At 66.4% G+C, this 15,399-nt stretch carries 13 protein-coding genes; 8 read left to right on the forward strand and 5 right to left on the reverse strand.

The window, feature by feature from the left end:
• Window positions 1-29 precede the first annotated feature (29 nt).
• From G9V96_RS00140 to G9V96_RS00160, 5 genes are all read right to left on the reverse strand, one after another.
• Window positions 30-1,166: an ABC transporter ATP-binding protein gene (locus G9V96_RS00140; RefSeq protein WP_168581219.1), complete on the reverse strand. Its 1,137-nt coding sequence runs from the start codon at window positions 1,164-1,166 to the stop codon at window positions 30-32.
• Window positions 1,159-2,199 carry an ABC transporter ATP-binding protein gene (locus tag G9V96_RS00145; protein WP_168581220.1) on the reverse strand — a complete coding sequence of 347 codons (1,041 nt, stop codon included), beginning with the start codon at window positions 2,197-2,199 and terminating at the stop codon, window positions 1,159-1,161. Before G9V96_RS00145 ends, G9V96_RS00140 begins: the two co-directional genes overlap by 8 nt.
• 18 nt (window positions 2,200-2,217) lie before the next feature.
• Entirely contained in the window at window positions 2,218-3,174 is a 957-nt protein-coding gene (locus tag G9V96_RS00150) for an ABC transporter permease (RefSeq protein ID WP_168581221.1), read from the reverse strand.
• The gene (locus G9V96_RS00155; protein ID WP_168581222.1) at window positions 3,167-4,096 is read right to left on the reverse strand and encodes an ABC transporter permease; all 930 of its coding nucleotides are present in this window, start codon (window positions 4,094-4,096) and stop codon (window positions 3,167-3,169) included. Before G9V96_RS00155 ends, G9V96_RS00150 begins: the two co-directional genes overlap by 8 nt.
• A gap of 184 nt (window positions 4,097-4,280) precedes the next feature.
• Window positions 4,281-5,939, reverse strand: a complete 1,659-nt coding sequence (locus G9V96_RS00160; protein WP_168581223.1) for a peptide ABC transporter substrate-binding protein — start codon at window positions 5,937-5,939, stop codon at window positions 4,281-4,283.
• A gap of 513 nt (window positions 5,940-6,452) precedes the next feature.
• Here G9V96_RS00160 and G9V96_RS00165 point away from each other — a divergent pair.
• The 8 genes from G9V96_RS00165 to aroB all read left to right on the forward strand — a co-directional run bounded on the left by G9V96_RS00165 (window position 6,453) and on the right by aroB (window position 15,396).
• Complete coding sequence (locus tag G9V96_RS00165) at window positions 6,453-6,692, forward strand: hypothetical protein (protein WP_168581224.1); 240 nt, start codon at window positions 6,453-6,455, stop codon at window positions 6,690-6,692.
• Between the two features lie 232 nt (window positions 6,693-6,924).
• Window positions 6,925-9,633: an alanine--tRNA ligase gene (gene alaS / locus G9V96_RS00170; protein ID WP_168581225.1), complete on the forward strand. Its 2,709-nt coding sequence runs from the start codon at window positions 6,925-6,927 to the stop codon at window positions 9,631-9,633.
• Between the two features lie 3 nt (window positions 9,634-9,636).
• Entirely contained in the window at window positions 9,637-10,128 is a 492-nt protein-coding gene (gene ruvX, locus G9V96_RS00175; protein ID WP_168581226.1) for a Holliday junction resolvase RuvX, read from the forward strand.
• Window positions 10,125-11,465, forward strand: coding sequence for an endolytic transglycosylase MltG (mltG, locus tag G9V96_RS00180; protein ID WP_168581227.1), 1,341 nt, complete (start codon window positions 10,125-10,127; stop codon window positions 11,463-11,465). Before ruvX ends, mltG begins: the two co-directional genes overlap by 4 nt.
• Window positions 11,459-12,364, forward strand: a complete 906-nt coding sequence (locus tag G9V96_RS00185) for a shikimate dehydrogenase (protein WP_168581228.1) — start codon at window positions 11,459-11,461, stop codon at window positions 12,362-12,364. Before mltG ends, G9V96_RS00185 begins: the two co-directional genes overlap by 7 nt.
• Before the next feature lie 178 nt (window positions 12,365-12,542).
• Window positions 12,543-13,766 (forward strand): chorismate synthase, encoded by a 1,224-nt coding sequence (aroC, locus tag G9V96_RS00190; protein ID WP_168583745.1) that lies wholly within the window; start codon window positions 12,543-12,545, stop codon window positions 13,764-13,766.
• Window positions 13,760-14,287 carry a shikimate kinase gene (locus G9V96_RS00195; RefSeq protein WP_168581229.1) on the forward strand — a complete coding sequence of 176 codons (528 nt, stop codon included), beginning with the start codon at window positions 13,760-13,762 and terminating at the stop codon, window positions 14,285-14,287. The genes aroC and G9V96_RS00195 overlap by 7 nt, the downstream gene beginning before the upstream one ends.
• Window positions 14,284-15,396, forward strand: a complete 1,113-nt coding sequence (aroB, locus tag G9V96_RS00200) for a 3-dehydroquinate synthase (protein ID WP_168581230.1) — start codon at window positions 14,284-14,286, stop codon at window positions 15,394-15,396. Before G9V96_RS00195 ends, aroB begins: the two co-directional genes overlap by 4 nt.
• The last annotated feature ends 3 nt before the right edge of the window (window positions 15,397-15,399 follow it).

A 15,399-nucleotide genomic window follows, 5' to 3' on the forward strand; every position in this document is an offset into this window, starting at 1 on the left:
CCGGGGTCGGCCGTCTGCGCGGGCCGGGCTTAGCGGTCTTCGCCGAGGACCTTGTCCTTGACCTCAGCCGCGGTGTCGACGACCTTCTCCAGCAAACCGGTACTCGATCGGACCGCGGTTGCGCCGCTGCCACGAGGAGTAACCGGTTCCTCCTTGGCCATCGCCAGAACGTGCCGGACCTCAGCGAAATGGCAGGCCGAGCGGTGTGCGCCGGCGCCGTCCGGCCGGTCCAGCAGCTCGGGCACCTCCGCCTTGCAGGTCTCCTGGGCGCGCCAGCAGCGGGTGTGGAACCGGCAACCCGATGGGGGATTGGCCGGGGAGGGAACATCTCCGGTGAGCACGATCTGGTCGCGCTTGTCGCGCAACGTGGGGTCGGGCACCGGCACCGCTGAGAGCAAGGCCTGGCTGTAGGGGTGCGTGGGACGCTCGTAGATCTCGTCCTCGGTGCCCAGCTCGGCCATCTTGCCCAGGTACATCACGCCGACCCGGTCAGAGATGTGGCGAACCACTGACAGGTCGTGCGCGATGAAGATGTAGCTGAGGCCGAGCTCATCCTGCAGCTTCTCCATCAGGTTGACGACCTGTGCCTGCACCGAGACATCGAGTGCGGACACCGGCTCATCACAGATGAGCACCTTGGGGCGCAACGCGATACCGCGGGCGATACCCACACGTTGCCGCTGACCACCGGAGAACTGGTGGGGGTAGCGGTTGATGTGCTCCGGGTTGAGACCGACAAGATCCAACAGCTCCTGAACCGCAGCGCGCCGCCCCTTCTTGGGCACGACGTCGGGGTGAATGTCGAAAGGTTCTCCGACGATGTCACCCACCGTCTTGCGCGGGTTGAGCGAGGTGTACGGATCCTGGAAGACGATCTGGATGTCGCGACGCAGCTTGCGCATCGCCGAACCGGACTTGGCATACATGTCTTCGCCGTTGAAGTGCACGGTGCCTGAGGTCGGTTCCTCCAGACGCATCAGGAGTCGGCCCAGGGTCGACTTGCCGCAGCCGGATTCACCGACGATGCCCAGCGTCTCGCCGCGGCGCAGTTCGAAACTGACGCCGTCCACGGCCTTGACGTGGCCGACGGTGCGCCGCAGTACGCCGCCCTTGATCGGGTAGTGCTTGACCAGATCCTTGGCAACGAGGATCGAGTTGTCATCCATGGAAGACCTCCTCGCGGAAGTGGCAGGCGCTGAGCCGGCCCGGGACTACCTGTTCCAGCTCCGGCCGGTCACGCCGGCACTCGTCTTGGGCAAACCGGCAGCGCGGGTTGAACTCGCAACCCGGCGGGATGCGGAGCAGGTTCGGGGGCAGACCCCCGATAGCGGAAAGCTGCTGCCCCTTCTGGTCCAGCCGGGGGATCGATTCCAGAAGCCCCAGCGTGTACGGGTGAGCCGGTTGGCGGTAGAGCTCGTACACATCGGCGGCTTCCATGATGCGCCCGGAGTACATGACCGCGATGCGGTCGGCCACATCGGCCACGACGCCGAGGTCGTGGGTGATGAGGATGAGCCCCATCTGGCGCTCTTGCTGTAGTTCGGACAGCAGGTTCATGATCTGGGCCTGGACCGTGACGTCGAGTGCGGTCGTCGGTTCGTCGGCGATGAGGACCGCCGGGTCCAGCGCGATGGACATCGCGATCATGATCCGCTGGCGCATACCACCGGAGAACTGGTGCGGGTAGGCCTTCACCCGGTCCTTGGCTCCGGGGATGTTGACCCGCTCCATGAGCCGGACGGCCTGCGCCATGCTGTCGGACTTGTTCATCCCGCGGTGCTTGCGGAACATCTCGGCGATCTGCCAACCGACGGGGAACACCGGGTTCAGTGAACTCAGCGCGTCCTGGAAGATCATCGAGATCTCGGGCCCGCGGGTCTTGCGGCGCTGCTCCTCAGGCATCGTCAACAGGTCCTGTCCGCAGTAGCGGACCTGACCCTTGGGAATGCTGGCCGGCGGCATGTCCAGAATGCCCATGATGGCCTGCGCGGTCACCGATTTTCCGGAGCCGGATTCGCCGAGGATGGCCAGGGTCTCCCCGGCCCGCAGGTCGAAGTTGACACCGTTGATGGCACGAGCGACGCCGTCTTCGGTGTGGAACTCCACATGCAGGTCTTCGACCTCGAGCAGCAACCCGTCGGGGCCCGGCTCGTAGCCAGTTTCGGTCTTGGTGAGTTTCTTGGGCTGTGTGGTCGTCATCGGATTAGTCACCCTTCCTCACCGAGACTTCGGGTCGAATGCGTCTCGTGCGGCATCGCCGAGCATGATGAAGGCCAGGACGCAGAGACTGAGGAAGATGCTGGGGAAGAACAAGATGTGCGGGAACGTCCGCAGGAAGACCAGTCCTTCGTTGATCGCCACTCCCCAGGAAACCGCGGGAGGCACGAGGCCGATACCGAGGAAGCTCAGGGTGGCCTCGGCGACGATGTACACGCCGAGGTTGATCGTGGAGACGACCAGGATGGGCGCGAGCGAGTTGGGCAGCACATGCGACAAGATGATGCGCATCGGGCTGGCGCCAAGAGCACGGGCCGCCTGAATGTAGTCCTGCGGCAGCACCTGCATCACCGAACCACGCATCAGTCGAGCCAGGCTGGGCCAACCGAGAATGGTGAGAGCCGCAACGACCTTGAAGATGACGACCATGTACGGCGTCGACTGGTCGCTGGGGAAGGCACTCATGAACAAGATGCCACCCAACAGCAGCGGGATTGCGAAGAAGACGTCGGTGATACGAGAGACCAGCGCGTCGATCCAGCCGCCGAAATAGGCAGCGAGAATACCGATCGCGCCACCGAGGAAGGTGGTCGCCAACGTGGTGAAGATGCCGACCAAGATCGAGGCGCGCGCGCCTTCGATGACTCGGGCGTAGATGTCGTAGCCCTGACCGTCGGTTCCGAACCAGTGCTCGGCATTGGGGCGCATCCGCACGTCGAAGGTGTCGCGGGCATCCACCTGACTGAACAAGCCCGGGAAGATGGCCATCAGCACAAACAGCGCGATAAGTGAGACCGAGATCCAGAACGCCGGTTTACGGCGCAGCTGCCGCCAGGCGTCCGAGGTCAAGGAGCGTGCGGGGCCGGTGGACTCAGGGATGAATGTTTCATCGGTAGCCGGTTCGCCCGGCTCGTGGCCCAGCGTGGCGGTGGCCGCCTTGTTAGGGGTGTCAGTCATGGCTGATCCTGGGGTCGAGAGCGCCGTACAGCAGGTCGACGATGAGGTTGACGACGAGATACACGATGACCAGTGCGGTGACAGCACCGACCACGGCGAATCCGTCGCGATGGTTGATGCTCTGGAAGATGTAGCCGCCGATGCCCTGAATGTTGAAGATGCGCTCGGTGACGATTGCCCCGCCGAGGAGGGCACCGAAGTCATAACCCATGAAGGTGATGACCGGAATCATCGAGTTCCGCAGCGCGTGCAGGCCGATCGCTCGGCGCTGGGTGAGCCCCTTCGCCTTGGCTGTGCGTACGTAGTCGGCGCGCAGGTTCTCCGCGAGGTTGGTACGGGTCAGGCGGGTGACGTAGGCCATGGACAGTGCCGCGAGCACGATGGCCGGCAGCAACAGCTGGTACATCGACGGGTTTCGACTGGTGATGGTGACCGGGAAGATGCCGGTCTTCACCCCGAGATAGAACTGGGCGAGGGCACCGATGACGAAGATGGGTATCGAGATCACCAGCAGCGTGCTCACCAGCACCAATGAGTCCAGGAAGGACCCCTTCTTGATAGCGGCCAACACACCGGCGGCGACACCGAAAATGGCTTCGAAGACGATCGCCATCAACGCGAGCTTGGCGGTGATCTGGTAGCGCTGGGACAGGTCCTTCATCACGGGAACGCCGTAGCTGTTCTCGCCCAGGTCACCCTTTCCGAGCTTGCCGAGGTACTTCACGTAGGCCACCGGCAGCGGATCGTCGAGGTTGTACTGCTCGCGAATGTGCTTGACGACAGCCGGTGGGCAGGCGCGGTCACCGCATTTGCCGGCCGAGGGATCACCGGGGAGGGCAAAAACCATCGCGTAGATGATGAACGTCGTCCCGATGATCACGGGGATCATTTGGAGCAGTCGCCTGAGGATATATGTGCCCATGACACCTCCATGGTCGAGGTCGCCCGGGTTGGGGGCGTCGAGGTGGGTCGATCAGATGGGGAATGGAGGGGCGGGCCGTGCCCCGGGGGAAGCCGCCGGGTAGGACGTCTTCCCCCGGGGAGCGGGCCGCAGACAGGCCGCCCGAGACGACACCGCGTGCCGTCTTGGGCGGCCTGTTAATGGGTCACTGTTTTGCGGAGACAGCCAGCAGGTCCGGACGCCCGGAGGAGACGTTGACCTTCACGTTCTCGACATTTTCGGACCAACCGATGGTGGAGGTGTAGTACCACATCGGGATGGCCGGCATGTCTGCCGCCAGCATCTGCTCGGCCTCCTGGTACTTCTTCAAGGAAGCGTCGCCCTGAGCCTTGCCCGCGTCGACCAGAGCCGTCTCGAATGCGGGGTTGTTGTACTTGTTGTCGTTGCTCGAGCCGTTCTTGGTGAACAGCGGGGTGAGGAAGTTCTCGATGTGGGGGTAGTCCGCGATCCAGCCGGAGCGGAACATGCCCTTCATCTTCTGGGCGCCGATTTGGTCGCGGAAGGTCGCGAAGTCGGTAACCGGGGAAGCGACGCAGTCGATGCCCAGACCGGTGCGGATCGAGTTACAGGTCGCCGTGACCCATGCCTTGTGGGCGGAGTCGGCGTTGTAGGAGATCGTCAGCTTGCCCTTGAAGCCACCGGCCTCGTCGAGCAGCTGCTTGGCCTTCTCGGGGTTGTACGTGCAGAAGTCGCCACAGGCCCCAGCCTTGTAGCCCTCGACACCGGGAGCCACCCAGCCGTCGGCCGGCTGACGAGCCCCGTCGAACTGGTCGTCAATGATCTTCTGGCGGTCGATAGCCATGGAGATCGCCTGGCGGATCTTGGGGTTGGCGTAGTCCGGGGAAACCTTGTCGGGCGCGAAGGTGACGGTCTGGATCGCCGGGTAGGCCTTCTGCTCGAAGCGACCCGGAAGGTCGGACTCGTACTTCTTCTCAACCAGAGCGCTGCTGGGGATCTCGTCCAGCACGTCGAGGTTGCCGGCGAGGAGGTCGTTGTAGGCGGCCTCGGCATCCTGGTAGATGCGGAAGGTGATCTTGTCGACGTTGCCGCCGAAGTCGCCGGCGTAGTCGGCGTACTTGGTCAGCACTGCCTGGCGGCCCTGGTCGTAGGACTCGACCTGGTAGGGGCCGGCACCGATCGGCTTCTTGGCGAACTCTTCGGGGTTGGCGAAGAAGGCGTCCGGCTGAGGCGCGAAGGCGGTGTAGCCCAGACGAACCGGAAGGTTGGAGACGGGTTCCTTGGTCTGGATGGTGAAGGTGTGGTCGTCAACGACCTTCAACCCGGACATCTCCTTGGCCTTGGGCTCGGGGGCCTTCTGCGGGCCGTCGCCGTCGGGGTCCTCGGAAACCAGGTCGTCATAGCCGACGATCGGCTCCATGAAGTAGGACAGGTACTGGGCGTTCGGGCCGTACGCGGTGTAGTTCCACGCGTCGACGAAGTTCTTCGCCTTGACCTCGGTGCCGTCCTGGAACTTGTACCCGGGCTTGATCTTGACCGTGAAGGTCTGGTTGTCGTCGCTTTCGACTGACTCGGCGATGTCGTTCTTCGGCTCGCCGGTGGCTGGGTCGTACTTGAACAATGTGGAGGTGAACAGCTCGACGATGTCGTGGCCACACGACTCGCCGGTGTCTCCACCGATCAGAGGGTTCTGGGGCTGGCAGCCACGGACGACGATCTCGCCACCGTTGGCTTCCTTGCCACCGCCGCCACCGTCGCCACCTGTTTGGCCGCCGCCGCCACAGGCCGCGAGGAGCGCCGTGGCCGATAGTCCGGCAACCAGTGCCGCTCGGGTCTTGATGTGCATGTCGTGACCTCCTGCTCCGGTCGATCTGGTGGATGACCGGATGGCTATTTACTGGCAACACCGCCCGAGGTTTCGGAACGACGTCGACGCCTGTCGGCGTTGCCCCAAGGTAGAGCGAAGGCTTCGCGTCCGGCGTGCACTCGGTCACAATGACACGGTCGTGACGAAATCGTGACCTTTTCGACATGCCATGTGGGAACCTCGGCCAGGTTTATGTTCAGTTCCCCGGCAGGGCCCTTAAAGCAGTGAAGCTGCAGGTCAGCCGGGCGTCGTAAGTGACCACGCGGTGAACTTCAGAAGGCGGTGTGGGCAATCGCGTTAACTGTTGAGGCAGACATGCGCGCCGATCTGTGCTCTTTGAGCTACGCATCGCTCGGCGGCTCTGCCGAAGGGTCTCCCTCGGGGTGGGCGGCCCTCCTGCAGCCCTCGCGGCCTTCTCGGGACACGCCGGGAGGGGTGCCCTGGCCGATTGTCGACCCATGCCCGGTGATGATGGCCGCGGAGGTGCACCCGATGACGACAACGTTCACCCAGCCCCACGGCCCTGCTGTTGTGTGCCGAGCGCCGGCCCCGACGGCGCTACCGGTCCCAGCTGCACAGATGCTGGCGCCGACGCTGCAGAACCCAGCGCCCAGTGTGGTCGGCGCCCACCGCGAACCCGGATCGACGCCGTGGCGCACCGGTCTGCGCGAAATCATCTGGTTCCTCAGCTTCGGCACCCTGCGACTGTGGGAGTCGCCCGCTCGCGGCTGAGGACTGAGTCAGTGCGGCGGTGTGCCTACACCGGGGCGGCCTGGACCGAGCGACGGTGACCTCCGGCGGCGGTGAACGGGCGTGATGGCGGCAGTGGCGGGGGGTCTGGCCGCGGCGCCGGGTGCTCGCTGCGCGAGCCGCGCGAGGCCCACGGGGGCGCGAGGTCGTAGTGTTAATCGACAGTGTCGCGACGAGGATTGCGCGACCGAGGCCGAACACTAAGGACGAACGTATGGAAACCGCCGAGATCAGGCGCCGCTGGCTCCGCTTCTTCGAGAGCAAGGGACACACGGTGGTCCCCAGCGCACCCCTGCTCTACGACGACCCCAACCTGCTGTTCGTCAACGCCGGCATGGTGCCTTTCAAGCCGTATTTCCTCGGTCAGGAGACACCCCCGTGGAACCGGGCGACCAGCGTGCAGAAGTGTGTTCGCACCGCTGACATCGACGAGGTCGGTAAGACCAGTCGGCACGGCACGTTCTTCCAGATGAACGGCAACTTCAGCTTCGGCGACTACTTCAAGGCCGGGGCCATCGAATATGCCTGGGAGTTGCTGACCACGAGTCAGCAGGCTGGCGGGTACGGCCTGGATCCCGACAAGCTGTGGGTGACGGTCTTTGAGAACGACGATGAAGCCGCCGAGATGTGGGTGGAGCTGACCGGGATCTCCCGCGAGCGCGTCGTACGACGCGGCATGGCCGACAACTACTGGTCCATGGGCGTGCCCGGGCCGTGTGGGCCGTGCAGCGAGATCTACGTCGACCGCGGACCCGAGTACGGGCCCGACGGTGGGCCCACCGTGGACGAGGACCGTTTCATGGAGATCTGGAACCTGGTCTTCATGCAGTCCGAGCGAGGCCCCGGCCAGAGCAAGGATGACTTCCCTATTCTGGGCGATCTGCCTCGTCAGAACATCGACACCGGTCTGGGCTTGGAGCGGTTGGCCTCCATCCTGCAGGGCGTCGACAACATGTACGAGATCGACGAGGTCTACCCGGTGCTGGAAAAGGCGGCCGAGATGGCCGGCAAGAGCTACGGGGTCACCGGCGGGCAGACGGCTGAGAGCAGCCACCCCGACGATGTGCGACTGCGGGTCGTGGCCGACCACGTGCGCAGTGGTCTGATGCTCATCGGCGACGGGGTGACCCCGGGCAACGAAGGGCGCGGGTACGTGCTGCGCCGGATGCTGCGCCGGGCCGTGCGCTCCATGCGACTGCTGGGGGTGGAAGGGCCGAGCCTGCCTGAACTGTTGCCGGTCAGCCTGGATCGGATGAGCCGCTCCTACCCTGAGCTCAAGCGCGACTGGGACCGGATCAGCGACATCGCCTACTCCGAGGAAGAGGCTTTCCGCCGTACGCTCGCGGCCGGGACGACCATCCTGGACGTCGCCGTCAACCGGACCAAGTCCTCCGGCGGCAAGACGCTGGCCGGCGCAGAGGCCTTCGCCCTGCATGACACCTACGGCTTCCCGATCGACCTGACCTTGGAGATGGCCGCCGAGCAGGGGCTGCAGGTCGACGAGCAAGGCTTCCGCACCCTTATGGCCGAGCAGCGCAACCGAGCCAAAGCCGATGCCCGGGCCAAGAAGTCCGGTCACACCGACACCCACGTATATCGCGAGATCGCCGACACCATCGGGGGAGCGGTCGACTTCCTCGGCTACTCCCAGGTCGAATCCGACGCGAGGGTCGCGGGGCTGCTCATCAACGGTGAGAGCCGGTCGCGGGCCCGTGAAGGCGACGAGATCGAGCTGGTGCTGGACCGCACGCCGTTCTACGCCGAGAGCGGTGGACAGCTCGCTGACCACGGCGTGATCGAGCTCGGTGGCGCCCTGGTGCGCATCGAAGACGTGCAGAAGCCGATCAGCAACCTGTCGGTGCACCGCGGCATCGTCCTGAGCGGTGAACTCGGCGTGGGCGAGCAGGCCAACGCGCGGGTCGACGTCGACCGACGTCGCTCGGTCTCACGGGCGCACACAGCGACCCACATCCTGCACCAGAGCCTGCGGGATGCGTTGTCCTCCACCGCCACCCAGGCTGGTTCCGAGAACGCTCCCGGGCGGCTGCGGTTCGACTTCAGCTGGTCCTCCCCGGTCTCTGCGGAGACGTTCTCCGAGATCGAGGCTCACATCAACGACGTGGTGCTGTCCGACCAACCGGTCAGCGCCGATGTGATGGACAAGGCGACCGCGCTGGAATCGGGCGCGCTGGCGATGTTCGGCGAGAAATACGGCGACCAGGTGCGCGTGGTCTCCATCGGCGACGGAAGCTGGAGCAAGGAGTTCTGCGGCGGCACCCACGCCCTCAGCGTCGGGCAGCTCGGCGTGGTCAAGCTGCTCAGCGAATCCTCCATCGGCTCCGGAGTGCGCCGCGTCGAAGCGCTGGTCGGCGCCGATGCCTACCGTCACTTGGCGCGGGAGAGTGCTGTGGTCTCCCAGCTCACCCAGGTCGTCAAGGGACGACCTGAGGAACTGCCCGAGCGCATCGCCGGGATCCTGGCTCGGCTCAAAGACGCCGAACGGGAGATCAACGCCATGCGTAGCGCCCAGGTGCTCGCCGGGGCCGGGGAACTCCTGGGTCGGGCGGCGCAGATCGAGGGTGTGCAGGTTCTCGCCCACGACACCGCAGCCGAGGTCGGCGGGGACGACCTGCGACGCCTCGCGCTGGACCTGCGGGCTCGCCTTGGCGAGGAGCGTCCCTGCGTGGTGGCGCTGACCTCGGTCGCCAAGGGGCGCCCGGTCATCATCGTCGCCACCAACGCTGCGGCTCGCGAACAGGGTGTGAAGGCCGGCGCCCTGGTCAAGGTCGCTGCCGCAACGCTGGGCGGCGGCGGTGGCGGTAAGGACGATGTCGCCCAGGGCGGCGGCACCGATGTCACCAAGACCACGGAGGCGCTCGCCGCGGTGACCCAGTCAGTGCGCCAGGCTGTGGCAGGGCGTTAGCCGATGCGTCCAGGGGTCCGCATCGGCATCGATGTGGGTTCGGTCCGGGTCGGGGTCGCCCGTAGCGACCCGGCAGGCATCCTGGCGACGCCCGTGGTCACGCTTGCGCGTGACGATGAGGCGGACGCCGATATCCGCCAGCTCGCCGAACTGGTTCAAGAGCTGGGCGCGATCGAGGTCATCGTGGGACTCCCGCGAACCCTTGCTGGTCAAGACGGCCCGGCTGCCGTTGCTGCGCGCGAATATGCCCGTAGAGTCTCGGTGCAGGTGAAACCGGTAGCGGTCCGCCTGGTTGACGAACGGCTCACCACCGTCGATGCTCACCGAGCGCTACACGCGAGCGGACGGGCCGGTCGGCGGCACCGGGAAGTCGTCGACCAGACGGCGGCCGTGTTGATTTTGCAAGCGGCGCTCGACGAGGAGGAACTTCGGGGATGTCCTCCTGGCGAGCCGATCCAGCTCCGTAAGCCCCGACACAAAGGACGCCAGCGATGAGCGAGCGTGACGACCCGCTGCGGGATGATTATTTCGTTGAGGACCCGCACGGTGCCGATGACGGCGTCGAGGGTGAGTTCGAGGGTGAGTTCGAGGACGAGTTCGAGGACGAGTTCGAGGACAACTCCCTCGGGCATGCCTCAGGGGTTCTCGGCATGCCGACCGCAGGACTGCACGGGCCTGGAAGTGAGTCCGGTGAGCTGTACGCCCAGGACTGGGACGGGCAAGAGCAGGCGGGTGCCGCCACGCTGTTCTCCGACCGCGATTCCGCGCCTACGCGGGCCTCTCGTGCCTCGCATGAGCCGCGGACCCGCCGCCTGGTGCTGGGGGGAGCGCTGCTGTTCGTCCTGATCGGGTTGGTCATCGCCGGTTTGATGATTTTCCCGGTGGTCTCAGATCTGCTGGAGAGCAAGGACTACGACGGGCCCGGTTCGGGGTCGGCGACGGTCGTGGTCTCGCCGGGGGATTCAGGGCGGATGATCGGTCAGAGCTTGGTCGAGGCTGACGTGGTCAAAACGAGCGCGGCCTTCGAGAAAGCCTTGACCAGCCACCCCGGCGACGAGATCCAGCCGGGGTCCTACACGTTGAAGACGCAGATGAAGGCTGCCGATGCGCTGTCGGCGCTGCGGGACCGGGCCAGCCGCAACGAGGTCGAGGTGACCTTGCGTGAAGGGCTGCGCGCCAAGGAGATGTTCGCGCTGCTGTCCAAGGCGACCGGTGAACCCCTCGCGGCGTACGAGCAGGCAGCCAAGACGCCGGCCAAACTCGGTCTGCCCGAGGCCGCCGGCGGCAAACTCGAGGGTTACCTTTTCCCAGCCACGTACACCTTCGGCCCCAAGACCACCGCTGCGGAGCAACTGAGCAAGCTCGTCTCCCAAGCCACAGGCCGCTGGTCCACCTTGGGCGTCACCGACGATCAGATGCAGGACATCATCACCATCGCCAGCATCGTCGAGGCTGAGGCGCGTCTGCCGCAAGACCGGCCCAAGGTCGCGGCGGTCATTGAGAACCGGTTGCGGATCGGGATGGCCCTGCAGATGGACTCCACGGTCGCGTACGGAGTTGGAAAGCGCGCGCTGACCACCTCAGATGGCGAGCGTGCCAACGACAACCCGTACAACACCTACCTGCACCCAGGCCTGCCTGCGGGACCGATCGGCAACCCGGGGGCGGCAGCTGTCGAAGCTGCGTTGAAGCCTGCACCGGGTAAGTGGCTGTACTTCGTCACGGTCAACCCCGAGACGGGCGAGACCCGGTTCGCCACGACGATGGCTGAGCACGAGAAGAACGTTGTGGCGTTCCGGCAGTGGTGCCAGGCGCACCCGGGTTCGTGTTGAGACACCGGGCGGCCGTCCTCGGTTCCCCGATCGCGCACTCCCTCTCGCCGGTGTTGCACGAGGCTGCCTATGCCGCGCTCGGGCTCTCGGATTGGAGTTACGCCAAAGTGGCGGTCGGTGGGCCGGGGGAGCCCAATCTGGCCGGCTTCCTGCACGGGCTGGACCGGGAGTGGATCGGGTTATCGGTGACGATGCCGCTGAAGGAGGAAGCGCTGCAGGTGGCTTCGGTGGCTACCGCGCAAGCACAGCGCCTCGGCGCGGCGAACACGCTCATCCGCAGCCAGGACGGGTGGATTGCCGAGGCGACCGATCCGGATGGGATCGAGCAGGCGCTACTGCACGCAGGTCTGCGCAGCGCCCGCAGCGCCCTCGTGTTCGGTTCGGGCGCAACGGCCCGCGCAGCCTTGGAATCCCTGGCCCGGTTCGGCGTCACTTCGGTCGGGCTCGGCGTCCGGGACCAGGTTCGCCCGCAGACGAGCGCGTTGGCCCGTCAACTGGGACAGTCCCTCACCTCGATCCCGCTCGCGCAACTGGAATCCTCGGCGCGCCTGGAGCAGGCGATCGGCGAGGTGGAGGTCGTTGTCAGCACGCTCCCGGCGGGCGCGTTCACGCCACCGGGCGCCCCGAGCGAGCCGCGTGATGACAGTGACGGCTGGAATGACGCCGGCGACGTCACCGAGCCGCAGCCGTTGGCCGGGACGTACCTGCTGGACGTGGTGTACGCCGATTGGCCGACCCCCCTGGCTCGTTGGGCGAACCGGCGCGGCGCCCAAGTGGTTTCGGGTCTGGAAATGCTTTTGTACCAAGCGGCCGAGCAAGTGGCGCTGATGACGGGGCGCACCGCCCCAGTACCGGCGATGCGTGCTGCGCTGGAAGCCAGCCTGGCCGAGTCGGTCTAGAGCTACCGATATCACTACCTGCACCCATCCGGCCTGGGCCGGTGCGGTGTGCAGGTGAAAGCTGCCGACTGTGTAAGCCAAGGGCGCGGCCAACTGGGGCGCGGGCATAGACGTGCCGCGGTGTCTCAGTCCCAGGGCTGTCGCGATGACTGTGGCTACCTCGTGGAACGATATGGCCATGCTGCGTTGGTTGACTGCCGGTGAGTCACACGGTCCCGCGCTCGTCGCAATCCTGGAGGGGCTGCCCTCTGGGGTGGCAGTGACGAGCGAAGACATCCAGAGCGCCCTGGCGCGCCGTCGGCTCGGCTACGGCCGAGGTGCCCGACAGAAGTTCGAGCAGGACGAGTTGGAGATCATCGGCGGGTTGCGTCACGGCGTGAGCATGGGGTCCCCCTTCGCGCTGCGGATCGGCAACAGCGAGTGGCCGAAGTGGCAGACGGTGATGGGACCCGATCCGGTCTCCGCAGCCGAGCTGGCCGCGGCCGATGACGTGAACGCCCCCAAGGAGATCGCCCGGAACCGGCCGTTGACCCGGCCCCGGCCCGGCCATGCAGACTTGGCCGGCATGCAGAAGTACGGCTTCGATGACGCCCGGCCGGTCTTGGAGCGAGCCTCGGCCCGGGAGACCGCGGCCCGGGTAGCCCTGGGCGCAGTCGCCGCGGCCTACCTGGAGCAGGTGGCAGGGATCCGCCTGGTCTCCCACACCGTCGCCATCGGCGCCGCCGGGGTCGCCGACGACGCGCCACTACCTGGCCCGGATGATGTGGCTGCGCTGGACGCCGATCCGGTGCGGGCCTTCGAGGAGGCCGGCTCGCAGGCGATGGTGGCCCAAGTGGACGCCGCGCGCAAAGACGGTGACACCCTCGGCGGAGTCGTGGAGGTGCTCGCTTACGGCTGCCCGCCCGGACTCGGCTCGCACGTGCACTGGGATCGGCGTCTGGATTCTCGGCTGGCGGCGGCGCTGATGGGGATCCAGGCCATCAAGGGCGTCGAGGTCGGCGACGGCTTCCGCACCGCGGCCCGACGCGGTTCGCAAGCCCACGATGAGATGGCCCATGACGAGCAGCGCACGATCCGGCGCGCCACCAACCGCGCCGGCGGCACCGAGGGCGGGATGAGCACCGGTGAAGTTGTGCGCGTCCGTGCCGCGATGAAGCCGATCAGCACCGTCCCGCGGGCTCTGGCCACAGTCGATGTCCGCTCCGGGGAGCCGAGCACCGCCATCCATCAGCGCTCCGATGTGTGCGCCGTCCCGGCGGCCGGTGTGGTGGCCGAAGCTATGGTGGCGCTGGTGGTGGCCGACGCGGTCGCCGAAAAGTTCGGTGGCGATTCGGTAGCGGAGACCAGGCGCAATGTGCAGGCCTACTTGGCGGCCATTCCGGAGGGGATGAGGTCATGGTGAACTCTGGCCCGATCGCGGTGTTGACCGGTCCTCCCGGGGCCGGGAAATCGACCATCGGCGCTTTGCTGGCGCAACGCCTGAACGTGGACCTGCTCGACACCGATGCGCTCATCGAGCAGCGAAGTGGTTGCAGCATCTCCGACTTGTTCGTCGAACACGGCGAGGCGCACTTCCGAGAACTGGAGTGTGCAGCGGTCGCAGACGCCCTGGCCGGTCACGACGGCATCGTCGCCCTCGGCGGGGGAGCGGTGCTCGACCCGGGCACCCAAGGGCTGCTCGAAGAGCAGCGGGTGGTCTTCCTCGACGTCTCGCTGCGCTACGCCGGTAGGCGGACCGGTTTCGACCAGGGACGCCCGTTGTTGGCGCTGAACCCGCGCGGCCAATGGCTAGAGCTGATGCAGCAGCGACGACCGATCTATGAACGCCTGGCGAGCATCCGGGTGGATACCGACGACCGTGAGCCCGACGACATCGCCGCCGAGATCATCACAGCACTGGACGTGGCAGGAGATCAGGTATGAGCCTCACCCCCGCCGCGGAGGCAGCCGGGCAGCCGGTCACGGTCCGGGTCGGCGATGAGCACAGCGGCTACGACGTCGTCATCGGCGCCGGCGTGCAGGAACGGCTGCGGACGCTGCTGCCCGCTGGCGCCCGTCGGGCCTTGCTCGTCCACGCCGAGCCGGTCGCTGAGCTGGCCCGGGGGTTGGCGCAGGTGCTGCGCGAGGCTGGGTGTGAGGTGCTGCTCGAGGCGTTGCCCGACGCTGAGGCTGCAAAGACCATCGAGGTGGCTGCCGGACTGTGGGCCCGGCTGGGGCAGGCGGGCTTCACCCGCACCGACGTCGTCGTCGCTGTGGGTGGTGGCGCCGTCACCGACCTGGGCGGCTTCGTGGCAGCCACCTGGCTGCGCGGGGTGCCGTTGATCAACGTCCCCACCACCCTGCTGGGCATGGTGGACGCGGCCGTGGGGGGCAAGACCGGGATCAACACGGCCGAGGGCAAGAACCTCGTCGGTGCTTTCCATCCCCCGGTCGGGGTGCTGTGCGATCTCGACGCGCTCGCCACCTTGCCGCGACCCGATCTGGCAGCCGGTCTGGCCGAGGTCATCAAGGGCGGGTTCATCGCTGACCCGGTGATCCTCGACCTGATCGAAGCCGACCCGTCGGCTGCGCTGGACCCGAGCTCGCCGGTCTTGGCGGAGTTAGTGCAACGCAAGGTCGCGGTCAAAGCGCGGGTGGTCTCGGCCGATCTGCGCGAGGCGGGGCTGCGCGAGATCCTCAACTACGGCCACACCTTCGCTCACGCCATCGAGCAGGTCGAGGGCTATTCATGGCGACACGGGGACGCGGTGGCGGTCGGCATGGTCTTCGTGGCCGAGTTGGCGGTTCGCGCCGGTCAGCTTTCGCCGGAGGTGCTACAGCGGCACCGCTCGATTCTGTCCGCAGTGGGTCTGCCCATCAGTTATCCGCCTGGGCGGTGGCCGGAGTTGTCGGCGGCCATGGCTCGGGACAAGAAGACCCGCGGCGCGACGCTGCGCTTCGTGGTGCTGGAGGGGACCGGCGTGCCGGTACGCCTCGAAGGACCCCCGGAGGCTTTGTTGCTCGAGGCCTACCAGGCGCTCAGCCAGCACTGAGCA

Origin of the sequence: Gephyromycinifex aptenodytis (assembly GCF_012277275.1) — a bacterium.
Lineage (GTDB): Bacteria > Actinomycetota > Actinomycetes > Actinomycetales > Dermatophilaceae > Gephyromycinifex > Gephyromycinifex aptenodytis.

Coding starts and splice junctions, on each gene's coding strand:
- G9V96_RS00140 (WP_168581219.1), bottom strand. CDS start 1,166: ATGGATGACAACTCGATCCTCGTTGCCAAGGATCTGGTCAAGCACTAC.
- G9V96_RS00145 (WP_168581220.1), bottom strand. CDS start 2,199: ATGACGACCACACAGCCCAAGAAACTCACCAAGACCGAAACTGGCTAC.
- G9V96_RS00150 (WP_168581221.1), bottom strand. CDS start 3,174: ATGACTGACACCCCTAACAAGGCGGCCACCGCCACGCTGGGCCACGAG.
- G9V96_RS00155 (WP_168581222.1), bottom strand. CDS start 4,096: ATGGGCACATATATCCTCAGGCGACTGCTCCAAATGATCCCCGTGATC.
- G9V96_RS00160 (WP_168581223.1), bottom strand. CDS start 5,939: ATGCACATCAAGACCCGAGCGGCACTGGTTGCCGGACTATCGGCCACG.
- G9V96_RS00165 (WP_168581224.1), top strand. CDS start 6,453: ATGACGACAACGTTCACCCAGCCCCACGGCCCTGCTGTTGTGTGCCGA.
- alaS (WP_168581225.1), top strand. CDS start 6,925: ATGGAAACCGCCGAGATCAGGCGCCGCTGGCTCCGCTTCTTCGAGAGC.
- ruvX (WP_168581226.1), top strand. CDS start 9,637: ATGCGTCCAGGGGTCCGCATCGGCATCGATGTGGGTTCGGTCCGGGTC.
- mltG (WP_168581227.1), top strand. CDS start 10,125: ATGAGCGAGCGTGACGACCCGCTGCGGGATGATTATTTCGTTGAGGAC.
- aroC (WP_168583745.1), top strand. CDS start 12,543: ATGCTGCGTTGGTTGACTGCCGGTGAGTCACACGGTCCCGCGCTCGTC.
- G9V96_RS00195 (WP_168581229.1), top strand. CDS start 13,760: ATGGTGAACTCTGGCCCGATCGCGGTGTTGACCGGTCCTCCCGGGGCC.
- aroB (WP_168581230.1), top strand. CDS start 14,284: ATGAGCCTCACCCCCGCCGCGGAGGCAGCCGGGCAGCCGGTCACGGTC.